Annotated in this window: 18 protein-coding genes; 13 read left to right on the plus strand and 5 right to left on the minus strand. The window is 60.7% G+C overall.

Features of this window, described 5'->3' with window-relative positions:
- The first annotated feature begins 244 nt into the window (after positions 1-244).
- A complete protein-coding gene (locus FX982_RS19630) occupies positions 245-1,174 on the plus strand; it encodes a helix-turn-helix domain-containing protein (protein WP_172612155.1) in 930 nt (309 codons plus the stop codon).
- A 79-nt stretch (positions 1,175-1,253) separates the two neighbouring features.
- Here the strand turns inward: FX982_RS19630 and FX982_RS19635 are convergent, their stop codons facing one another.
- Positions 1,254-2,153, minus strand: a complete 900-nt coding sequence (locus tag FX982_RS19635) for a LysR family transcriptional regulator (RefSeq protein WP_172613111.1) — start codon at positions 2,151-2,153, stop codon at positions 1,254-1,256.
- Positions 2,154-2,326: 173 nt separating this feature from the next.
- Here FX982_RS19635 and FX982_RS19640 point away from each other — a divergent pair, with 173 nt between their 5' ends.
- Positions 2,327-3,337 carry a zinc-dependent alcohol dehydrogenase family protein gene (locus tag FX982_RS19640; protein WP_172612156.1) on the plus strand — a complete coding sequence of 337 codons (1,011 nt, stop codon included), beginning with the start codon at positions 2,327-2,329 and terminating at the stop codon, positions 3,335-3,337.
- A gap of 112 nt (positions 3,338-3,449) precedes the next feature.
- Here the strand turns inward: FX982_RS19640 and aceE are convergent, their stop codons facing one another.
- Positions 3,450-6,119: a pyruvate dehydrogenase (acetyl-transferring), homodimeric type gene (gene aceE / locus FX982_RS19645; RefSeq protein WP_172613112.1), complete on the minus strand. Its 2,670-nt coding sequence runs from the start codon at positions 6,117-6,119 to the stop codon at positions 3,450-3,452.
- Positions 6,120-6,247: 128 nt separating this feature from the next.
- On the opposite strand from aceE, the gene FX982_RS19650 reads away from it, so the two are divergent.
- Positions 6,248-6,712, plus strand: a complete 465-nt coding sequence (locus FX982_RS19650) for a MarR family winged helix-turn-helix transcriptional regulator (RefSeq protein WP_172612157.1) — start codon at positions 6,248-6,250, stop codon at positions 6,710-6,712.
- Here FX982_RS19650 and FX982_RS19655 read toward each other — a convergent pair.
- Positions 6,697-7,767 carry a transketolase-like TK C-terminal-containing protein gene (locus FX982_RS19655; protein WP_172612158.1) on the minus strand — a complete coding sequence of 357 codons (1,071 nt, stop codon included), beginning with the start codon at positions 7,765-7,767 and terminating at the stop codon, positions 6,697-6,699. The genes FX982_RS19650 and FX982_RS19655 overlap by 16 nt on opposite strands.
- Positions 7,768-7,855: 88 nt before the next feature.
- Between FX982_RS19655 and FX982_RS19660 the strand changes: the two genes are divergently transcribed.
- The 7 genes from FX982_RS19660 (at position 7,856) to FX982_RS19690 (ending at position 12,987) form a co-directional block, all read left to right on the plus strand.
- Positions 7,856-8,485: a glutathione S-transferase family protein gene (locus FX982_RS19660; RefSeq protein WP_172612159.1), complete on the plus strand. Its 630-nt coding sequence runs from the start codon at positions 7,856-7,858 to the stop codon at positions 8,483-8,485.
- Between the two features lie 40 nt (positions 8,486-8,525).
- The gene (locus FX982_RS19665; protein WP_254074829.1) at positions 8,526-9,224 is read left to right on the plus strand and encodes a LuxR family transcriptional regulator; all 699 of its coding nucleotides are present in this window, start codon (positions 8,526-8,528) and stop codon (positions 9,222-9,224) included.
- Between the two features lie 152 nt (positions 9,225-9,376).
- On the plus strand, positions 9,377-10,570 hold the full coding sequence (locus FX982_RS19670; RefSeq protein ID WP_172612161.1) for a pyridoxal phosphate-dependent aminotransferase: 1,194 nt from the start codon (positions 9,377-9,379) through the stop codon (positions 10,568-10,570).
- Positions 10,563-11,075 (plus strand): DUF6190 family protein, encoded by a 513-nt coding sequence (locus FX982_RS19675; protein ID WP_172612162.1) that lies wholly within the window; start codon positions 10,563-10,565, stop codon positions 11,073-11,075. Before FX982_RS19670 ends, FX982_RS19675 begins: the two co-directional genes overlap by 8 nt.
- Entirely contained in the window at positions 11,068-11,913 is an 846-nt protein-coding gene (locus FX982_RS19680; protein ID WP_172612163.1) for a dihydrodipicolinate synthase family protein, read from the plus strand. Before FX982_RS19675 ends, FX982_RS19680 begins: the two co-directional genes overlap by 8 nt.
- Entirely contained in the window at positions 11,910-12,755 is an 846-nt protein-coding gene (locus FX982_RS19685; RefSeq protein WP_172612164.1) for an iron-containing redox enzyme family protein, read from the plus strand. The genes FX982_RS19680 and FX982_RS19685 overlap by 4 nt, the downstream gene beginning before the upstream one ends.
- Positions 12,748-12,987, plus strand: a complete 240-nt coding sequence (locus tag FX982_RS19690; RefSeq protein WP_172612165.1) for a Rieske (2Fe-2S) protein — start codon at positions 12,748-12,750, stop codon at positions 12,985-12,987. Before FX982_RS19685 ends, FX982_RS19690 begins: the two co-directional genes overlap by 8 nt.
- 141 nt (positions 12,988-13,128) lie before the next feature.
- On the opposite strand, the gene FX982_RS19695 is transcribed toward FX982_RS19690, so the two are convergent.
- Both FX982_RS19695 and FX982_RS19700 read right to left on the minus strand, forming a co-directional pair.
- Positions 13,129-13,290 carry a hypothetical protein gene (locus FX982_RS19695; RefSeq protein ID WP_172612166.1) on the minus strand — a complete coding sequence of 54 codons (162 nt, stop codon included), beginning with the start codon at positions 13,288-13,290 and terminating at the stop codon, positions 13,129-13,131.
- Between the two features lie 186 nt (positions 13,291-13,476).
- Positions 13,477-15,060 carry a putative bifunctional diguanylate cyclase/phosphodiesterase gene (locus FX982_RS19700; protein ID WP_172612167.1) on the minus strand — a complete coding sequence of 528 codons (1,584 nt, stop codon included), beginning with the start codon at positions 15,058-15,060 and terminating at the stop codon, positions 13,477-13,479.
- 264 nt (positions 15,061-15,324) lie between these two features.
- Here FX982_RS19700 and FX982_RS19705 point away from each other — a divergent pair, with 264 nt between their 5' ends.
- The 3 genes from FX982_RS19705 (at position 15,325) to FX982_RS19715 (ending at position 18,886) form a co-directional block, all read left to right on the plus strand.
- On the plus strand, positions 15,325-17,577 hold the full coding sequence (locus tag FX982_RS19705; RefSeq protein ID WP_254074830.1) for a putative bifunctional diguanylate cyclase/phosphodiesterase: 2,253 nt from the start codon (positions 15,325-15,327) through the stop codon (positions 17,575-17,577).
- 146 nt (positions 17,578-17,723) lie between these two features.
- The gene (locus FX982_RS19710) at positions 17,724-18,269 is read left to right on the plus strand and encodes a glutathione peroxidase (RefSeq protein ID WP_172612168.1); all 546 of its coding nucleotides are present in this window, start codon (positions 17,724-17,726) and stop codon (positions 18,267-18,269) included.
- Positions 18,266-18,886 (plus strand): dTMP kinase, encoded by a 621-nt coding sequence (locus FX982_RS19715; protein WP_172612169.1) that lies wholly within the window; start codon positions 18,266-18,268, stop codon positions 18,884-18,886. Before FX982_RS19710 ends, FX982_RS19715 begins: the two co-directional genes overlap by 4 nt.
- Positions 18,887-18,925: the final 39 nt, after the last annotated feature.

Consider the following 18,925-nt stretch of genomic DNA (forward strand, 5'->3'; position numbering starts at 1 on the left):
TGTTGTTAACCACTGCCATCCCACGAGTGACTCCGGGCAGTGGCGAGTCGATTACAGCAGCTTGCACGCCCTGCAACAAACACGCTGAGGATGGGCCACTGATGCTTTTTTAACCGCGCAGCCCGGCCCTGCGCCCGGCTAAAAAAGTATCAGCGCGCAGCGACAGGCGAGGTGGAGCAGGGCGATGCAATGGGCGTATGGTGCGTCGATGCATGCGCCAACAACGACAAAAAAGGGGCAGACCATGCCTGCAAGCCGGACCGACTTATTCGAGCAATTGCCTGCGGAGCTGGAGATCATCCTGCCAGCACCCCAGCAGAGTTTCCGTTGGTACGAGCACGACTATCCCTATGCGCTCGCGCGCTGGAATCACCATCCTGAATACGAGATTCATCTGATCCGCAAAGGCAGCGGCAAGCTGGTGGCTGGCGATTACATTGGTGCCTTCGGCCCTGGGCACGTTGCGCTGATCGGCCCCGACTTGCCCCATGACTGGATGGGCGATCTGGCGCCGGGTGAATACCTGGAAGGCCGTGACGTCGTGCTTCAGTTCGACGGTGCCACCTTGCTGGCGCTGCGCGAGACGATGCCTGAGCTGGGTGAACTGCAGGGCTTGTTTGATCGCGCCCGCCGTGGGCTGGAATTCACCGGCGAAACCGCACTGCGGGCTGCCGACCTGCTTGAACGCATAGGCTCGGCGAACGGGTTACAGCGCTTGCTGCTGTTTCTTGAGCTGCTCAGCACCCTGAACACAGTGCCTACCCGTGAAGCCCGCACGCTGGCGAGTTCGTGCTACGCGCCGACCCTGGATGCCAAGAGCGCCGAGCGCGTTCACCGGGCGTTCGACTACCTGCAACGGGAGCTCACGGGGGATATCAGGCTGTCAGTGATTGCCGAGCGACTGCACATGAGCGAACCGGGGTTCTCACGGTTCTTCAAGCGCGCGACGGGTCACGGGTTTATCGACCTGATGCGCAAGCTGCGCATCCAGAAGGCCTGCCGGTTGTTGCTGCAGACACAGATGTCCATCGCTGATGTCTGCTTTGAAGTGGGTTACATCAACCTGTCGAACTTCAATCGACACTTCCGTTACGAGATGAACCAGACGCCGACCGACTACCGAAGAGGGACAGCGGCGACGTTGTTCAACTTGAACACGTCGAAGGCGTCTTAGTCGTTCTCTCCCTCGACCCTTACCGCTCGGCCATGAACCCAAGGCCACGCCCGACGGCGTACCCGGTGTGTCGGTTGTGTCAGTCAGCCTTGAACCATTTGGGATGCAACGCAGGGAAGTGTTCACGCAGCCAGTCGGCAAAGGCATGGACCTGGGGCGCAAGGTGCGTCCGGCTGGGATAGAGCACTGAGACCTTGCGCCGGGCCGGGCGAAAAGGCTGCAGCACTTCGATCAGTTCGCCGCTGGCGAGAAACGCATCCACGGTGATGCCGGGCGCCTGAATGATGCCGAACCCTGCCAGCCCGCAGTGAACATAGGCGTTGGACTCGTTGACCGTAATGGCCCCGCGACTCGGGTAAGGCTGGTCCTCTCCGTCGTCCTGAAAATACCAGGGCAGGGGCCGGTTGCTTTGGCCCGAGAGAAAATCGACGCCCTGATGCTGGACCAGATCGCCGAGCGTCATGGGCTCACCCCATGTGTCGAGGTAGGAAGGCGCCGCGCAAGTGACCATTTCCACTGTGCCGATCTGCCGGGCGACCATGCTTGAATCGCGCAGCTCGCCGATCCGCAACACACAATCAACGCCCTCAGCCACCAGATCCACCGCTCGATCGGTGACGCCCACCACCAGTTCGATGGCGGGAAAAGCGCCAGTGAATCCCTTCAGGCTTTCGATGAAGCTGCGTTGGGAGAACGCCGTGGGGATGTCCACCCGAAGTCGCCCTTGCAGGGTGACGCCGCTGCGGTCGAACATCGACGTGGTGTCCGAGATGTCAGCGAGGATGCCTTTGACCCGTTCGTAAAATTGCTCGCCTTCGGCCGTCAGCTTCACCGTGCGCGTGGTGCGCTGAAACAGGCGCACGCCGAGGGAAGCCTCCAGCGTCTGGATCGATCGCGTGATGTGCGGGCGGCCCAACTGGGTCGCTTCGGCCACTTTGGTGAAGCTGCCGAGCTCAGCCAGCCTCGCAAACACCTGCATCGACTGCAAAAGGTCCATCGGTTCGCTCCTTGGAAATCGCGATGATTGTTGCGCATCAGGATAACAATCCTGTGCGTTGCCGGGCATTTATCCCTCCGCTCATAACAGAAACAATGCCCCCACACTGACGGCCGACCCCGGCCTTCTGGTAAACACTTCAACGGAGATACGCGATGAAAGCCTGGCTTCTGAAAGATTTCGGCCTCGACAACCTGCAACTGGGCGAAACCGCAACCCCGACCCCCAAGGCCGGCGAGCTGCTGGTCAAGGTGGGCGCGGTGTCCCTGAACTTCCGCGACAAAGCCATCGTTGACGGAATCTATGAACCGCACAGGGTGCCCAAGCCACTGATTCCGGTGAGCGACGCCGCCGGCACAGTGGTCGCCGTGGGCGAGGGCGTCAGTCGCTTTGCGGTCGGCGACCGGGTCAACTCGCACCTGTACTCACGGTGGCTCGACGGCATGCCCGCCTCCGACGAACCCGACTACTGCTTCGGCTCGCCACTGCCCGGCGGGCTGGCGGAATTCATGATCATTCACGAAGACAGCGCGGTGCGTGCGCCGGATGACATGACCGACGAAGAGGCGTCGACCCTGCCTATCGCCGCGTTGACCGCCTGGTACTCGCTGGTGGATTACGGCCAGATCGAGCCTGGCCAGATGGTGTTGGTGCAAGGCACCGGCGGCGTGTCGATCTTCGCCGCACAGATCGCCATGGCACTGGGCGCCAAGGTCATCATCACTTCCAGCCGCGACGACAATCTGGACGCCGTGATCAAGCTCGGCGCAATGGCGGGCGTGAACTACCGCAAGACCCCGGACTGGGCGGCGGAAGTGCTGAAACTCACCGACGGCAAAGGCGTGGACCTGCTGCTGGAGGTGGCTGGCGGGGAGGGCGTCAACGCGTCCGTTCAGGCGACAAAAGTGGGTGGCAAAATTGCCCAGATCGGTTTCCTGACCGGGCAAACCACCGCGCTGAACCTGATGCCGCTGATCTTCCGTCAGACCACCCTTCGCGGGATTGCCGTGGCACCACGTTCTTCGTTCGATCGTATGAATGCTTTCCTCGACACCCACCACATTCGTCCGGTCATCGACCATGTTTACGCGTTCGAGCAGGCCCGTGAGGCATACGAACATCTGGCTCGGGGGCCGTTTGGCAAGGTGGTGATCAAGGTCAGCTGAGGTCGACTTATTCAAGGCCGGGCTGACTGATGCACGGGGTCAAGGAGGCGGCCTGTGCATGCGACGAAAAGCCAGGCGGATGGCCTGGCTCTTTGTCTATCGCGGTGTCGAATCAGACGGTAATCGGATCGACTTTCTCAACGTCAATCTGCATCTCGGCCAGCGCGCGGGCCACCACTTGCCGGTCGATTGCACCCTCGTCAGCCAGGGCTTTCAGCGCTGCCAGCACGACAAACTGACGGTCCACTTCGAAGTGCCGGCGCAGCGCTTCGCGGGTGTCCGACTGCCCGAAACCATCGGTGCCCAGCGCGACGAAGCGACGATTGCCGATCCACGGACGGATCTGGTCAGCGTGGATTTTCATGTAGTCCGTCGCGACCACCACCGGGCCAGGGTGCCCTTCGAGCACCTCGGTCAGATACGGCACTTTCGGCTCTTCCAGCGGATGCAGCAGGTTCCAGCGTTCGACCTGCTGCGCCTCACGGCGGACCTCGGTGAGGCTGGTTGCCGACCAGACGTCGCTGCTCACTTGGTACTCGCTGGCGAGGATCTCCGCCGCTGCGATGACTTCGGGGAGGATCGAGCCACTGCCCATCAGCTGAACGTGGCGACCGGGCTGGGCCTCGCGTTCGATCGGCAGTCGATACAGGCCCTTGAGAATGCCTTGTTCGGCGCCTTCGGGCAGTTCGGGGTGCGGGTAGTTCTCGTTGAGCAGGGTGATGTAGTAGTAGATGTCCTCCTGATCGACGTACATGCGGCGCATGCCGTCGTGGACGATGACCGCCAATTCGTAGGCATACGTCGGGTCGTAGGAAACGCAGCACGGCACGGTGGCCGACATCACGTGGCTGTGACCGTCGTCGTGCTGCAGGCCTTCACCCATCAGGGTGGTACGCCCGGAGGTTGCGCCGAGCAAAAAGCCTCGAGCCCGCGCGTCCCCTGCGGCCCAGAGCAGATCACCGACCCGCTGGAAGCCGAACATCGAATAGAAGATGTAGAACGGCAGGGTCATTACGCCATGGTTGGCGTAGGAGGTACTGGCCGCGATCCAGGATGACGTCGCCCCGGACTCGTTCAGACCTTCCTGCATGATTTGCCCGTCAGTGCTTTCCTTGTAGTAGGACAGCGTGCCGGCATCCTGCGGCGTGTAGAGCTGGCCGACGTGGGAATGAATGCCGATCTGGCGGAACAGGTTTTCCATGCCGAAGGTGCGCGACTCGTCAGGCACGATGGGGACGATGAGCTTGCCGATGTTCGGGTCTTTCAGCAGCGTGGCGAGGATCCGCACGAAGGCCATGGTGGTGGAGATCGCACGGTCACCGGTGCTTTTCAGCTGCACCTCCAGCGCCGCCAACGGCGGGATCTGCAACGGCTCGACCTCGGCGTGCCGGGCGGGAATCTGGCCTCCGAGGCTCGCGCGTCGGGCGCGAAGATACCGGGCTTCGACGCTGTCTTCATCCGGTCGCAGGTAAGGCATTTCGCCCAGCAGGTCATCGCTCAGCTCAAGCCCGAAACGGTCGCGGAATGCCTTGACCGCGTCGCCGCCCATTTTCTTCAGTTGATGGTTGATGTTCTGGCCTTCGCCCGCTTCGCCCATGCCGAAGCCCTTCACCGTTTTGGCGAGGATCACCGTGGGCCGACCGGTCTTGCGAGATGCCGCGGCGTAGGCGTTGTAGACCTTGACCGGGTCGTGGCCGCCACGGGTGAGTTTCCAGATCTGGTCGTCGGTCATGTCGCTGACCAATTCCAGAAGCTCGGGGTATTTGCCGAAGAAGTGCTCGCGCACATAAGCGCCGTTCTGGGACTTGTACGTCTGGTACTCGCCGTCGACGCATTCCATCATGCGCTGGCGCAACAGGCCCGATTTGTCCTTGGCCAGCAGTTCGTCCCAGCCACCCCCCCAGATCACCTTGATCACGTTCCAGCCGGCGGCCCGGTACAGGCTTTCAAATTCCTGGATGACTTTGCTGTTCCCGCGCACCGGCCCGTCAAGGCGTTGCAGGTTGCAGTTGACGACGAAAATGATGTTGTCGAGCTTTTCGCGCCCGGCGAGGGAAATGGCGGCCAGGGATTCCGGCTGGTCCATTTCGCCGTCGCCCAGAAACGCCCAGACCTTGCGGCCCTGATGCTCCTTGAGGCCACGGTTTTCCAGATAACGCATGAAGCGCGCCTGGTAGGCGGCCGTGATCGGGCCCAGGCCCATGGACACGGTCGGGAATTGCCAGAAGTCGGGCATCAGGCGGGGGTGGGGATAGGACGACACACCGTCGCGATCGGTTTCCCGGCGGAAGTTATCGAGCTGCGCCTCGGTGAGACGGCCCTCGGTAAAGGCCCGGCCGTAGATCCCCGGCGCCGAGTGACCCTGGATATACACCAGATCGCCGGCGAAGGTGTCTGTCCGGCCGCGGAAAAAATGATCGAAGCCCACGTCGTAGAGCACTGCCGCCGATGCGTACGTGGCGATATGGCCACCCACGCCGGAATGCTTGCCGGCCCGCAGGACCATGGTCAGGGCGTTCCAGCGGATAAAGGCGTTGAGGCGCTTTTCGATGCCGAGGTCGCCCGGGTAAGGCAACTCGCGCTCGGGGGGAATGGTGTTCACGTACGGCGTGGTGACGCGTCCATGGAAGTCACCATGAACAGAAACGTCAAAATCGAGCAATTGGTCGATCAGGAAGTGGGCCCTGGGGCGGCCTTCTGCCTCGACGACGGATGCGATCGAGTCAATCCATTCGCGGGTTTCTTGTGGATCCTCGTCGCGAAGCAGGTAGCTCTGTTCCATCATTACATCTCCTGAAAATGGCATCAGCGGGCCGTTGTTCAACCCGCTCATCGTTGCAATTGCAATTGAATCTAGCGTCATTGCCGCTATGATTGCAACTGCAATCAACCCTAGGATTTGGAGATACCATGGCCACCCCATCGCCAGACCTCTGGTACAACTTCATTCGGGCGCACCGCTGCCTGATCAAGGAAATCGAGCGGCGGCTGGCGGAAGAACAGCTGCCGCCGTACGACTGGTATGACGCGCTCTGGGGTATCGAAAGCGGGCAGGACGGCGCCCGGAGGATGCACGAACTCGCTGACGTCATGGCCATCGAACGCTACAACCTCACCCGGCTGGTTGACCGTCTGGAGAAGGAAGGATTGGTCACCCGGGAGAAGTCCCTCGAGGACGGGCGCGGCGCCATCGCCCGGATCACCGACGCCGGCCGGACCCTGCGCAAACGGATCTGGCAGGTCTACAAGCAGGCCGTCGAGGAACTGTTTCTGGTGGAGTTCGATGACGATCAGAAACGCCTGTTTGCGGACGCGCTGGAAAATGCCAGCCGCAACGCCCGCCAATCCCGAAAAATCTCTCAGACCAGCCGATAGCGGTCCAGCGCCTGGCTGACAAGCGCAGTGCTGATCTGCTCGAGATTCGCCAGCTCGCGCAGGGCCGTCATCGCGATCCAGTGCCGGTCCAGGCGTTGATGGGGTTCCAGGCTGTCGGCACCCAGCGCGGTGAACGGCCCCCGCACATGGGCCGCCAGTTGTGCCGCGACGAACTCTGCGTACCCGGTCACGGCAACCACCGGGGTCTGCGAGCTGCCGAGGCAGTCCTGCAGATGGCTGGTCCTCGGTGCCTCGCCGCGCAGAAGGCGTTTATGCCGGGACTGGCGTTCTGCGTCCCGCGCCAGTTTGGTGTAGCTGGGGCAGCTCCACACTTCGGCGGCGATGCCCCAGTCATCGTGCAGGATCTGCGCGGCGGCTTGCACCTCCCGCAGCATGAGTCCTGCGCCAAGCAACCGAACCTGCGGTGCCACGGGGGTCGGGTTGTCCAACCGGTACATCCCCATAAACGCCTGGGTCCGATCACACGCCAGCCCATCACCGCTTTCATCGTGCAGCGTCATGTAGCAGAAGCCGGGCGCCCCTTGCACATAGAGTTCGTCAAGCGCACCGATAAGTATTGCCCTGGCTTCATCGCCACTGGCGGGGTCGAAAGGGATGCAGTGCCGATTGGAGGCCAGCCACAACGGCAACCACGGGTGAGCACCTTTTGCCCAGCGCGACGGGGAAGACTCAATGTCATTGAGAACAATGCCTCGCTGCCCGGTCTGGGACGTGAGCATCGAGAGGTGCGCGGAGGTGGCTGACTGAGTCATGTAGAACAACGGCCGCTCATCGTTGCGCGTCGGTTCGCTGAACCACAACGGCCACGCACTGATCGCCGTGCCGGTGGATGGCTCGTGGGCACGGTCGTTGACCTTCCAGAATTGGCCGCGGGTGCGCTGATCGCTTTCAAGGCGCTTGATCAGATCGACAACGGTAAAGAGCGGAGAACTCTGGGTGACCACTCCCGACAGGTGGCTGTGCTCAATGCACTCGATGCACGCCTGAGCCGCCGATTCGGTCCTGGCGGTGCGCTGTAAACGAAGGCTATCCATGAAGATGAAACTCCTGTGACTGTCTTGCGGGGTGCTAAAGGAATAATGCAGACTCATTGCAAATGCAACCACAAGGACGGAACCTTCGATGAATACTGCCTCGCTGCACCTGTACACGGCCGATACTCCCAACGGCCAGAAAATCCCCATCGCCCTCGAAGAACTCGGCCTCGACTACACCCTGACCCCTGTCGATCTGAACAAGGGCGAGCAGAAAGCCCCTGACTTCCTGGCCCTCAACCCGAACGGAAAAATCCCGGTCCTGATCGATCGCGCCAACGGCGTGACGCTGTTTGAATCGGCAGTGATCCTGACTTATCTGGCTGATCAGCACGCTGCACTGGGTGGCGAGAACCCGGCGGAACGCCTGCAGGTCCAGCAATGGCTGAGTTTCCAGATCGCAAGCGTGGGGCCGATGCTCGGACAGCTCTGGTGGTTCCGCCATGCCAGCACGATCGCCAACGACCAGGCGCTGGACCGCTACCGTAAAGAGTCGCTGCGGCTCTACAAGGTAGTGAACAGTCAACTTGCCGATCGCGAGTACATTGCCGGCCAGCGCTACACCATCGCCGACATTGCGCTGTTCACCTGGCTGCGCACGTATGAAGAACTGGACCTGGACATTTCGCTGTTTCCGGCGGTGCGCGCCTGGTTGCAAACCATCGAGCAGCGCCCGGCCGTCAAGCGAGGGCTGGCAACCTCTCGCCAGGAACACTGAACCCCATCCGCCTGATGCCAACAAAAAGAAGATGCTGATCATGCATTTCAACGCTCCGCTTTTCGTCAGGCCGGGCCAGGATCCAAACCTGGCCACCCTGATCGAGCACTTGCCCTCGGAAATAGACTGCCCGTTCACCTACGCCACCATCGACAAACGCACCTTTGGCCTGTCGAACTTCCTGTCCAGCTTCCCCATTGCCTGGCAGCGCAAATACTGCGGCGAGGCACTGCACCGCGTCGATCCGATCATTTCCCACGGCGTGCAAAGCGTCGCGCCTTTCCACTGGACCGAAGCCTACCGGCGCAAACCCGTGCAGGGGCAGGGCGCATTCGAGCAGCTCACCCGAGAGTTCTCGATGCAGGACGGCTACACCTTCGTCGTCCACGATCCGCAACAGCGCATGGGGTTGTTGAGTCTGGTCAACCGCGAGCAGAGTCCGCACTTCCACCGCCAGATCCAGCACATTAAAGGCACGCTGCAACTGGCATTGGTGGCGTTTCACAGCGGCATGAACCCGGACGCGATGTCGCAGAACACCGCAGAGCCGCCACTCACTGTCCGCGAGCACACGATTCTGGGTTGGGTGTCCCTCGGCAAGTCCTACAGCGAGATCGCCTGCATCTGTGACATCCGTGTGCGCACGGTCAAGTTCCACATGGCCAACATCGTGCGCAAGCTTGAGGTCGACACCGCCAAGCAGGCGGTGTTTGTGGCGTCCCGCCTGGGAATCGCCTGACGGGGGTGCCGGTGCGCCTTCTGCACCGGCGCATCCGACAAGGCTGCGCGGGCAAGCGTTGCCTGTACCTAGGTACAGTTTCGGGGCGAAAAGGAATACAGAATGATTGCCGGGCAGCCCTGATAACAAACCCACAATGAGAGGGATCCCTCATGACGTTCTCTGCCCAGCCCGTCAGTACGCATGAAGCACGTGTCCTGGAAGACATTACTCAGCACGAAATTACCGCCCTCAAAACCCGGCACAATCTTGCCGATGCCCACACCCACCAGAACCAGAGCCGCACCCAGGCCGACATCGTCCGAAAGCTCCCCCAGTTGTGGCAACGCGCGCAGACGCTGACCCAATACGAGAGCGAGCAAGCGTTCATCAAGGCATTTTTTCAGTTTCACGGTCAGCACCATGCGCTCAAGCGCAGCGATGAGATTTACCTGGTGTACGCCGCCTCGGTGGCGATGCACATCACCGCCACCTTTCTGCGCAAGCACGACATGAGCGTCGCCCTGATCGAACCCTGCTTCGACAACCTGCACGATCTGCTCAAGCACATGGAAGTGCCGATGACCCCGCTGCCGGAGGCGATCCTGGCTGACCCTACCCAGGTCTACCGGCTGCTGGAGAAAACCGCATCGTCGGTCGACGCGATCTTTCTGGTGGACCCGAACAACCCGACCGGCACGTCCATGTTCGCCGAGGGCCCGGAAACCTTTATCGAAGTCGCGAAGTACTGCCGCGATCACGACAAGATCCTGATTCTGGACTTCTGCTTCGCCTCGTTTCTGAAGGTAACCGGCGGTCAGCGCGTCGACGCCTACGCGATCCTCGATGAGATCGGCACCGACTACCTGGTGATGGAAGACACCGGCAAAACCTGGCCGCTGCAGGACACGAAATGCGCGACATTGATGAGCAGTCGCCGCTTGAACCCGGAGATCTACAGCATCGTCACCAGCGTGCTGCTCAACGTTTCACCCTTCATTCTTCAAGTCGTCACCGAGTACATCAACGACAGCGAAGCCGATGGCTTTGCCTCCGTTCGCGACGTGCTGCAGACCAACCGCAAGGTGGCACGCGAATACCTTGAAGGCACGATGCTGCGCTACGTAGAACCGGCCATTGAAACCAGCGTCGCCTGGTTTGAAATCCAGCGCGATGACCTCTCGGGCGATGACCTGCAAGCCTACCTGCTGACCCATCAGGCCTACGTCTTGCCCGGTCGCTATTTCTTCTGGAGCCATCCGGAGCAAGGCCGCTCTTTTGTGCGCCTGGCCCTGGCCCGTGACCCTGACGCTTTCGAAGAGGCTCTGCAGGTTATCCGCCAGGCGCTGGAGGCTTACGATGCTTGAAGAGGCGCCGATGATTGATGCGACGGTATTCATGGGCATGCATCACCAAAATGCCGACATCCGCGCCAAGTCGCTGGGGTTTTTCACCCGGCGCTATCACAGCGAAGTGCGCATGAGCTTCAGCCAGATTGGCGTCTGCGATGCCATTATCTGGAAGAAAGCCCGCGAGCTTCAGGACGTTTACTACCCCTTTATGGATGTCCTGCACTCCGACATGAACATTCTGCGCGCGGGCTACAGCGACGCAGCGCTGACCCGGGCGGCCAGCAGCCCGGCGTTGGCCGGGCTGTCTGCGGAAAAGCGCCTGCAGGCGGCGCAGGTGCTTGAGGCCGATTGCCTGTTCTACACCCATGACCGCGACTACCAGAACTGCGCAGCGCTGAAACCGCACCTGGCCTCATTCGACGCCGCGTCCGGCGTCCATGGGTTTCCCGACGGGTTGCAGCGGCTGTACAACGCCTCCCTTGAGCTGGTCATTGCCGAGGAGGATTACCAGCATGTCTAGACACCAAGTGCTGGTGCCCCTGGTGACGCCACTCGACGCCGACGCGAGGGTCTGCCGGCAAAGCGTGAAGCAGCTCGTTCATGCCTGCGGGCCGCTGGTTGACGGGTTCATCCCGTGTCTGACCTCAGGCGAAGGCTGGAATCTGTCCGCCGCGCAGTGGACCGACATGCTCACGTACACCCTCGAGTTTGCCGGGGACACCCATCGCGTTGTGGCGGGCATTGAGCTCCCCACCACTGAGGAGGTAATTGAACGGGCCGAACGGGCGCGCAAGCTTGGCGCCAGGGAAATCATCGTGACGTCACCCTTTGCCCCCGGCATCAGTCAGGCGCAAATTCTGGCCCATTACCAGGCGATTCACAGCCGCACCCCGCTGGACCTGCTGGTCTACAACGAATCGGCGCTGTCGGGTAATGAAAAGAGCTTCGATACGCTGTTGAAGATTGCTCGGCTGGAGCGTGTGACCGGCCTCAAGGACTCGCCGAGCCAGGCGCGGACGCAGGCGCAGATCGACCGCATTCGGGGGGAGGGCGTGGATTACTTCATCGGCTGGGAGCGGGAACTGGCCGGCGCGTTGATCAGCGATGGAAACGTTGTCTCCCTTGCCAACCTCGAGCCGGCCCTGTGCCGGGTGGCCTGCCTCGCACAGCAGCCAGACGTTGCAGCCATCGTGGCCCGGCTGAATGACACATTCTGCCTGGGTGAGGATGACTGGTACGCACACGTGAAGCGCGAACTGGCGGCCCGCGGGGTCCTGCGTTCGTCGCTCACGACACAGAAACATAATGCTCACGAGCGCGTTGCTCTCGAGCCAGTCAGTGCGGAGTACGCCAGATGATCGTTTCCCAGAAATCGCTGTTTCGCGCAAACCGGGCACTGATCGAGACGCTTCAGCCCATCCCCGCCGAGCTGCTGGACTTTGAGCAGCAATGGCTTGACGCTGCGATCCGCGACAGCATGACCGAGCAGCAGCCAGCCAATCTGGGCGAACTGCGCGCCATGCTCGCGGCGCTGGTGGAACACGACAAGGCAGAAGAGCCGGAGACGGCGCGCTATGTGGCCGAACATATGAGCCTGGACGAATTCAAGATCCTCGTGCAGGAGTTCGCCCTCGACGGTCTCACCGAAGCCCAGGTGTTTTATCACCTCATGCCGCGTCTGAGCCTTGAGGCCCAGATGCCCATGCTGCGGATGATGATCGACGAATTCGGCTCGGGGAACATCAAGCGTTCGCACACCACGCTCTATCAGGTGCTGCTGGATGAACTGGGCATGCCGACGGATCTGGAAAGCAATATTCAGGCGAACGCCGAGGCAGGCTGCACCTTTCCCAACATGTTCTGCTGGCTGACCATGCGTGCCCAGGATCCGTCATATTTCGCTGGCGTCATCACTTACTTCGAGACGGTGGTGCCGTTCTTCTTCGGTTGCTACACCACGCTGTGCGACAGGCTCGGGATCAAAGCCCACACCTATTACAGCGAACATGTGCACATCGACGTCTTCCATGCCCTTGAAGGTCAGCGGCTGCTCAAAGCGATGGACAACGACAAGCAACTGAACCACGCCAATGCCTGGCAAGGCATCTGCATGGGGCGGTTGATCACCAACCATGCGTTCGATCAGGCGGTGTACAAGGCTCAGTCGATCAAAATCGGCGAGGGCGTTGCCCATGCTTGACGAAGGGGAAGTGGCAGTGAGGCCGGCGACCTTCGTGATTCAGGCCGGGGAGGACCTCTACGAAGTGCCCAGTCTGTGCCCGCACCGCGAGGGCTGGCTGGAGCATGGGACGGTCAATCACAACCGACGGACGATCGCCTGTCCGCTGCACTTCTCGGTGTTCAGTCTGGAAACGGGCGAGCAGTTGAGCGGGCCTGCCTGCGGAAATCTGACCTGCCGAAAATTGACGTGACGGCTTGCAGGGACGCGGATTCGCGTGGCTTGGGTGGTGCGGAATTCCCAGGATTGGGGGGCGGGCGGGGGACCGTGCGGCGGCGGCTGACGTTCGTCAGCGCCGCCAGACGCTGGATCTCAGCTCAGGTCAGTGCCTGATTCACGCCTGTTCGTCTTGCTCGGTCTCATCATCGTCGTGCTTGAGCGCAGGCTTCATGCCTGGCTGGGGGGCGTGCACGGCATCCGGCGCGACTTCTTCGCCGTGGTTCTTTTTCTCTTGCTGCACTTTTTTGTCGTGGGCGACGTTACGTGGATCGGTCATGGGAATTCCTTGAGCTGGCAGATGATTCGAATGCCTGCCGACGCGGCACGGTGGCCGTGAGCGTCGGGGCAAGGTTTGGAGTCAGTGCCGGGTTCAGCGTTCAGTGCATTTCGAGCCGCGATGACTGAGCCCCATGACCAAGTCGCGCGGGCGGACGATGTCGACACGGGAAATGCTCGCGAATCCTCAGCATGCTTGCTGCACAAAAGACGAATGCGTGTAGCAGAACAGGCTCGAGGCCGGCTTCGGACGACCATAAAGGTAGCCCTGGGCGTAATTGCATCCGCTGTTCGCCAGCCACGACGGCAGATGAGGCAGGTGAAATTCCTCGACCCCTTCGGCCGTGACTTGCATTTTCAGGCTGCGGGCCATGCCCAGAATCGCTTCGACCATGGGCAAGTGATCGGTCTGCCCGGGTTCAAAGAACGACCGGTCTATTTTGATCTTGTCGATCGAGAGGCGGGTCAGGTGATAAAGACTCGAGTAGCCGATGCCGAAGTCGTCCAGCGCGACCGTAATGCCGTGATCATGCAACTTGCTCAGGTTCCGCTGTGCCGCGTCGAGATTGCCGACAAGGGCCTCCTCGGTGATTTCGACTTCGAAGCGATGAAACGCAAAGTGTTCTTCCCGCAGCTGGTTCAGCAACTGATCGGGAAACAGCACGTCGGTGACCATGGTCGCGCTGACATTCATTGAGAGGCGCAAGCGGTCGTCCCAGCGGTTGGCGGCGCGACAGGCTTGCCTGATCAGCGAGCGGGTCATGACGGGGATCAGCCCCAGGCGCTCGAGCACAGGGATGAACTCCGCCGGCGTGCTGGTGCTGCCGTCGGGTTTCAACCAGCGTGCGAGCACCTCGAAACCCACGACCTCCTGCGAAGGGAGCGCCACGATCGGCTGAAAGTAGGGCACGATTTCGTCTTCTTCAACCGCCCGCTTCAGCGACAGTTCGAGGTCGGCCTGGGCCCGGCGCTGCCGTTCGTATTCGCTGTCATAGAAGTTGAAGGTCGAGCGCCCGCTTTTCTTGCCCCGGTACATTGCCGTATCAGCGCAGTGCAGCAAGGCCGATGCCTCTTGGGCATCTGTCCATGACCGCGAAATGCCGATGGTGGCGCCCAGTGCCGAGGGCTCGACCGCGGAAGACAACGGCGCACTGAGCTGAACGACCACGGCCTCGGCGATCTGGCACAGCTCAGTCTGGTGTTTGAAGTTGAGAAACAGCAGGCAAAACTCATCACCGCCCAGACGCACCGCCACCCCGCCGTTATCGTCGGCGATGGATTCCAGCCTGCGGGCTATCTCGAATAGCACAAGGTCGCCGGCTGCGTGACCGTGCTGATCATTGACGGCCTTGAAATGGTCAAGATCAATGAGCATGACCGCCGCAGGCCGCCGCAAACCGAGCTGATTGCGCACCATGTTCATGAAAATACGTCGATTGACGAGACCGCTCAGCGAGTCATAGGTGGCCAGGGTTTCTGTCTGCGCCTGCGCCTGCTTCAGTCGACGGAAGCTCGACTGGGCGTTGGCAATCAGGCGTCTGAGCAGAATGGTCGGGACGATCAGTGAAATCAGCGAAAATCCGGTCGAGGTCAGGACGAAACGCCACCTTTCGGCGTCTTCAAAATCAGCGTCGTACGGCAGAGCGAGCCAGTGCATGACCCAGCCTTCGAGCTTGAATTCCCACAGGACGGACAGGCCAATCACAGTAGACACTGCGATCATTAGCAATACAGGCAGGCGACAAGGGTTGCGGCGGTGCAGATCATTCATGTCAGGCCTCACTGGGCCAGAAAGGGAATTGTGATGTCAGACTGCCATCTTCCCACATAGGTTCGTACCGTTGATCGAAGAACTTGCTCTAACTGATGAATGACACACTGACCGAAACATTCACGTGGCAAGCGTGACACGTCCTTCAAGCGCAAGACCCCGGCGCTGCTACCGACATTTTTTTATCAGCGCGCTGCAGGAATGCTGGCGCAGTGATACTTTGCCTGCTTTGCGACCTTGTTCCAGCGTGTAGCAGGAGACCCAATGCACGATGACGTCAACACCCCGGGCCGGGATGCAATGAACCTGTTGACCCAGGCCGCGGTTCATTCCGCTGACTGCTCAAGCGCAATGCTGGTAGGTGGCGTAGAAGGGCATTGGGCGATCCTCGCCAGCTACGGCGCGCAGGAAGTCTTGACGGTCGATGTTCAGACCGAGGCCTTTTTGCGCGAGGCGCTGGTTCACGAAAACCTGACCATCATCAGTGAAGTGGCGGGACGCAGTTTTCCGATGATGTTTCACCGGTTCATGCATTTTTGCGACGGATTTCTCGTCGGCGTCGCGGTGCGGGGGGGCGACGGCAATTTGCTCGGGGTGATGCTGGTGGCCGGCAATGACCCGCAACGGCACCTGAGCCCGGCGCAGGTGTATGCGTTGCAGACCCACGGCGCACTCTTCGGCAGGCTCATGCAAGCGAAAGTCGGGAAACCTGCTTCATCGGACAACCCGATGATCGAGCGCCTGCGATTGCTGGAATCCGTTGTGGTGAACGCCAAAGACGCCATTCTCATCACCGAAGCAGAGCCCATCGATCAACCAGGGCCGAGGATCGTGTATTGCAACCCTGCCTTCCTGGCGACCACCGGGTTTGATGCTTCGGACGTCATCGGCATGACGCCGCGTATTCTTCAATCAGCCGAAACCAGTCGGGAAGCGCTGGATCAGATCCGCGATGCCTTGACCCAGTGGCACCCGGTGGAAGTCGAACTGATCAACGTGCGCAAGGACGGCAGCAAATTCTGGGTGCAGTTGAGCATCGTCCCCGTGGCCAACGAGCGCGGATGGTTTACCCACTGGGTCTCGGTGCAGCGTGACATCAGTGAACGCAAAGAAGCCGAGCTGCTCGTTCGACAGGCCCAGGCGGACAGGGACGCCAAGATTGCACTGGAAACGCGGCTGCTGGAGCGCGAGCGCATCGAGCAGGAATTGTCCTATGCCGCGTTCCACGATGACCTGACCTCTCTGCACAACCGCGCGTATCTCATGTCCCGGTTACTGAACCTGTTTAACACCGATGACGTTCGGCCCATGCCGGCAGCCACTGTGCTGTTTCTGGATCTGGACCGTTTCAAGTTTGTGAATGACAGCCTTGGGCACACCGCCGGCGATCATTTGCTCAAGGTGGTGGCGCGGCGCCTTGAGCGTTGCGTTCGCGACGGTGATGTGTTCGCCCGGGTGGGTGGCGACGAATTTGCGATTCTGCTTGCGCAGGGCTCCTCCGCCGCGGATGCCGTCGAGATCGCTCAACACGTCGTCAGCCAGCTCAGCTTGCCGGTGATGATCGATGGCCGGGACATCTTTACCTCGTGCAGCCTGGGCATCGTCACCGCCGACGCTTCCCATGCATCACCGGAGGATCTGTTGCGGGATGCCGATGTCGCCATGTACGCGGCGAAAAAGCAGGGAAGGGGACGTTGGGCAACCTTTGCCCCGTCCATGCGCAAAAACGCTGTCGATGCACTGATCATGCAAAGCGCACTGAAAAAAGCTGTCGTTCGCAATGAGTTCTACGTTGTTTATCAACCTATTTATAACGTGAAAACAGGTGAAATCAGCGGCGTTGAGGCGCTGGTCAGATGGCTGCACGCCGACCTCGGTAACGTGCCCCCGGATGTGTTCATTCCTGTGGCGGAGGACATCGGCGTGATACATGAGCTCGGCCATTGGGTCATGACTCAGGCGTGTCAGGAACTTCAGCGCTGGAAGCAGGAATTCCCGTGGTTGCAGTTGCACCTGAACGTGAATGTGTCCGGTATCGAACTGAATCGCCCGGGTTATATAGCCCAGGTCGAAGGCGTCCTGGCCGCCGCCGGTATGGCCGCGGAAGACTTGCAAATAGAAATCACCGAATCAGTGTTCCTTCACCAGCCCGACGCCATCGCGAAGGTCCTTGAGGCATTGCGTCGGTTGAACATCCGCATTGCGCTGGATGACTTTGGCACCGGCTACAGTTCGCTCGGGTACATCGATCGCTATCCACTGGATGCCATCAAAATCGACCGCTCGTTTGTGTCGAGAATGATGGCGTTTGACCGCAGCGACGCCATCGTCAGGAGCATCCTTTCCCTGGGCAGGACATTGAACCTCGATATCACGGCTGAAGGTGTCGAATCGCTGGCTCAGCTGCATCGACTGAAGGAAATGGAGTGTCCATTTGTTCAGGGGTATCTGTTGAGTCCGCCGGTCAGAGCGGAGGAAGTTTCCGCGTTGCTGCGGTCCTGGTCTGTTCAGCGGTGAGGCAAGCAGGTCTGCCATCCGGATCAAGTTGCACGATCGACAACGGTTTTGTAGAGGAAATCATCAGCCGTACGCTTTAAGGTGTCACTGCGGGCCGACCGGGGACGGTGAGCCCATCACCACTCAACAGCACACAGGAACGACCCATGACTGATTCTCTGTACGACATTCCGCTCACGCAAATCGACGGCACACCCGCCAGACTGGGCCAGTACCAAGGCAAAGTGCTGCTGGTGGTGAACGTGGCGTCCAAATGCGGCCTGACGCCTCAATACGAAGGGCTTGAACGCCTGTATCAGAGCAAGAAGGAGGCCGGGCTCGAAGTGCTCGGCTTTCCGGCCAACAACTTCAAGGAGCAGGAGCCTGGCAGCGACAGCGACATTCAGTCGTTTTGCTCCACCACCTACGATGTCCATTTCCCGCTGTTTTCGAAAATCTCGGTCGCCGGCGACGACACCCATCCGTTATACCGCGAACTGACCGCCGCACAGCCCGCTGCCACCGGCGACGGCCCGTTCCGTGAACGCCTCAAGGGCTACGGCATCGAAAGCGGCGCAGGCACCGAAGTGCTGTGGAATTTCGAGAAGTTCCTGATCGGCCGTGACGGCAACGTCATCGGTCGCTTCGCGCCGGACGTGACGGCGGATGATCCACGGCTGACAGCGGCCATCGACGACGCCCTCGCTGGGTGAAGACAAACCGTCCGCTGTTTGTTTCCCTGGATGGGCCGAAGGGCGTGGGCAAAACCACCTTGCTGGAGGCCGTCACCCAATCGCTGAGGGCCGCCGACAAGAAAGTGATCCGCCTCTGCGAGCGTAAGAGCGATCCCCATCGGGGTGAAACAATGGCCCTCGTCAACGAACTCGTCAGACATCCCGGCCGCCGGCTGGAGCTGGAGGTGTGCGTACGCCTTGCCGACAGCCGTGCCTGGATAACCCGGCACGTGCTGACTCAACAACCCCCTGACAGCATCATCCTGATCGACCGCTGGTACCCGTCTGACGCGGCGTTTCGGCGGACAGTCCCGTTTGCAGAGATCCTGCAGCTGAACATTGACAGGAGGGTACGCGTGCCGGACTTGCACGTCGGGGTCGTCACTGCGGCAGAGGTTTCATGGGGGAGGGCAGCGGCACGACGGCGTGGGTTGAGCAGTACAGTGATTCATACGCTGGAGGAACACGCGGCTTGCACTGAGGCGTTTGAGCGAGCGGTATCGGATAACGGCTGGGTTTTGTGTCGGAATGAGGGGCTGATCGGGGATGCGACGAGGCAGGTGGTCTCGGAGATATCCAAAGTTCTTTCTCTGTGACGGCACTCAGCGCAGCGCGGTGTCGTGACAGCGGGGGGT

This window comes from Pseudomonas graminis (assembly GCF_013201545.1).
Lineage (GTDB): Bacteria > Pseudomonadota > Gammaproteobacteria > Pseudomonadales > Pseudomonadaceae > Aquipseudomonas.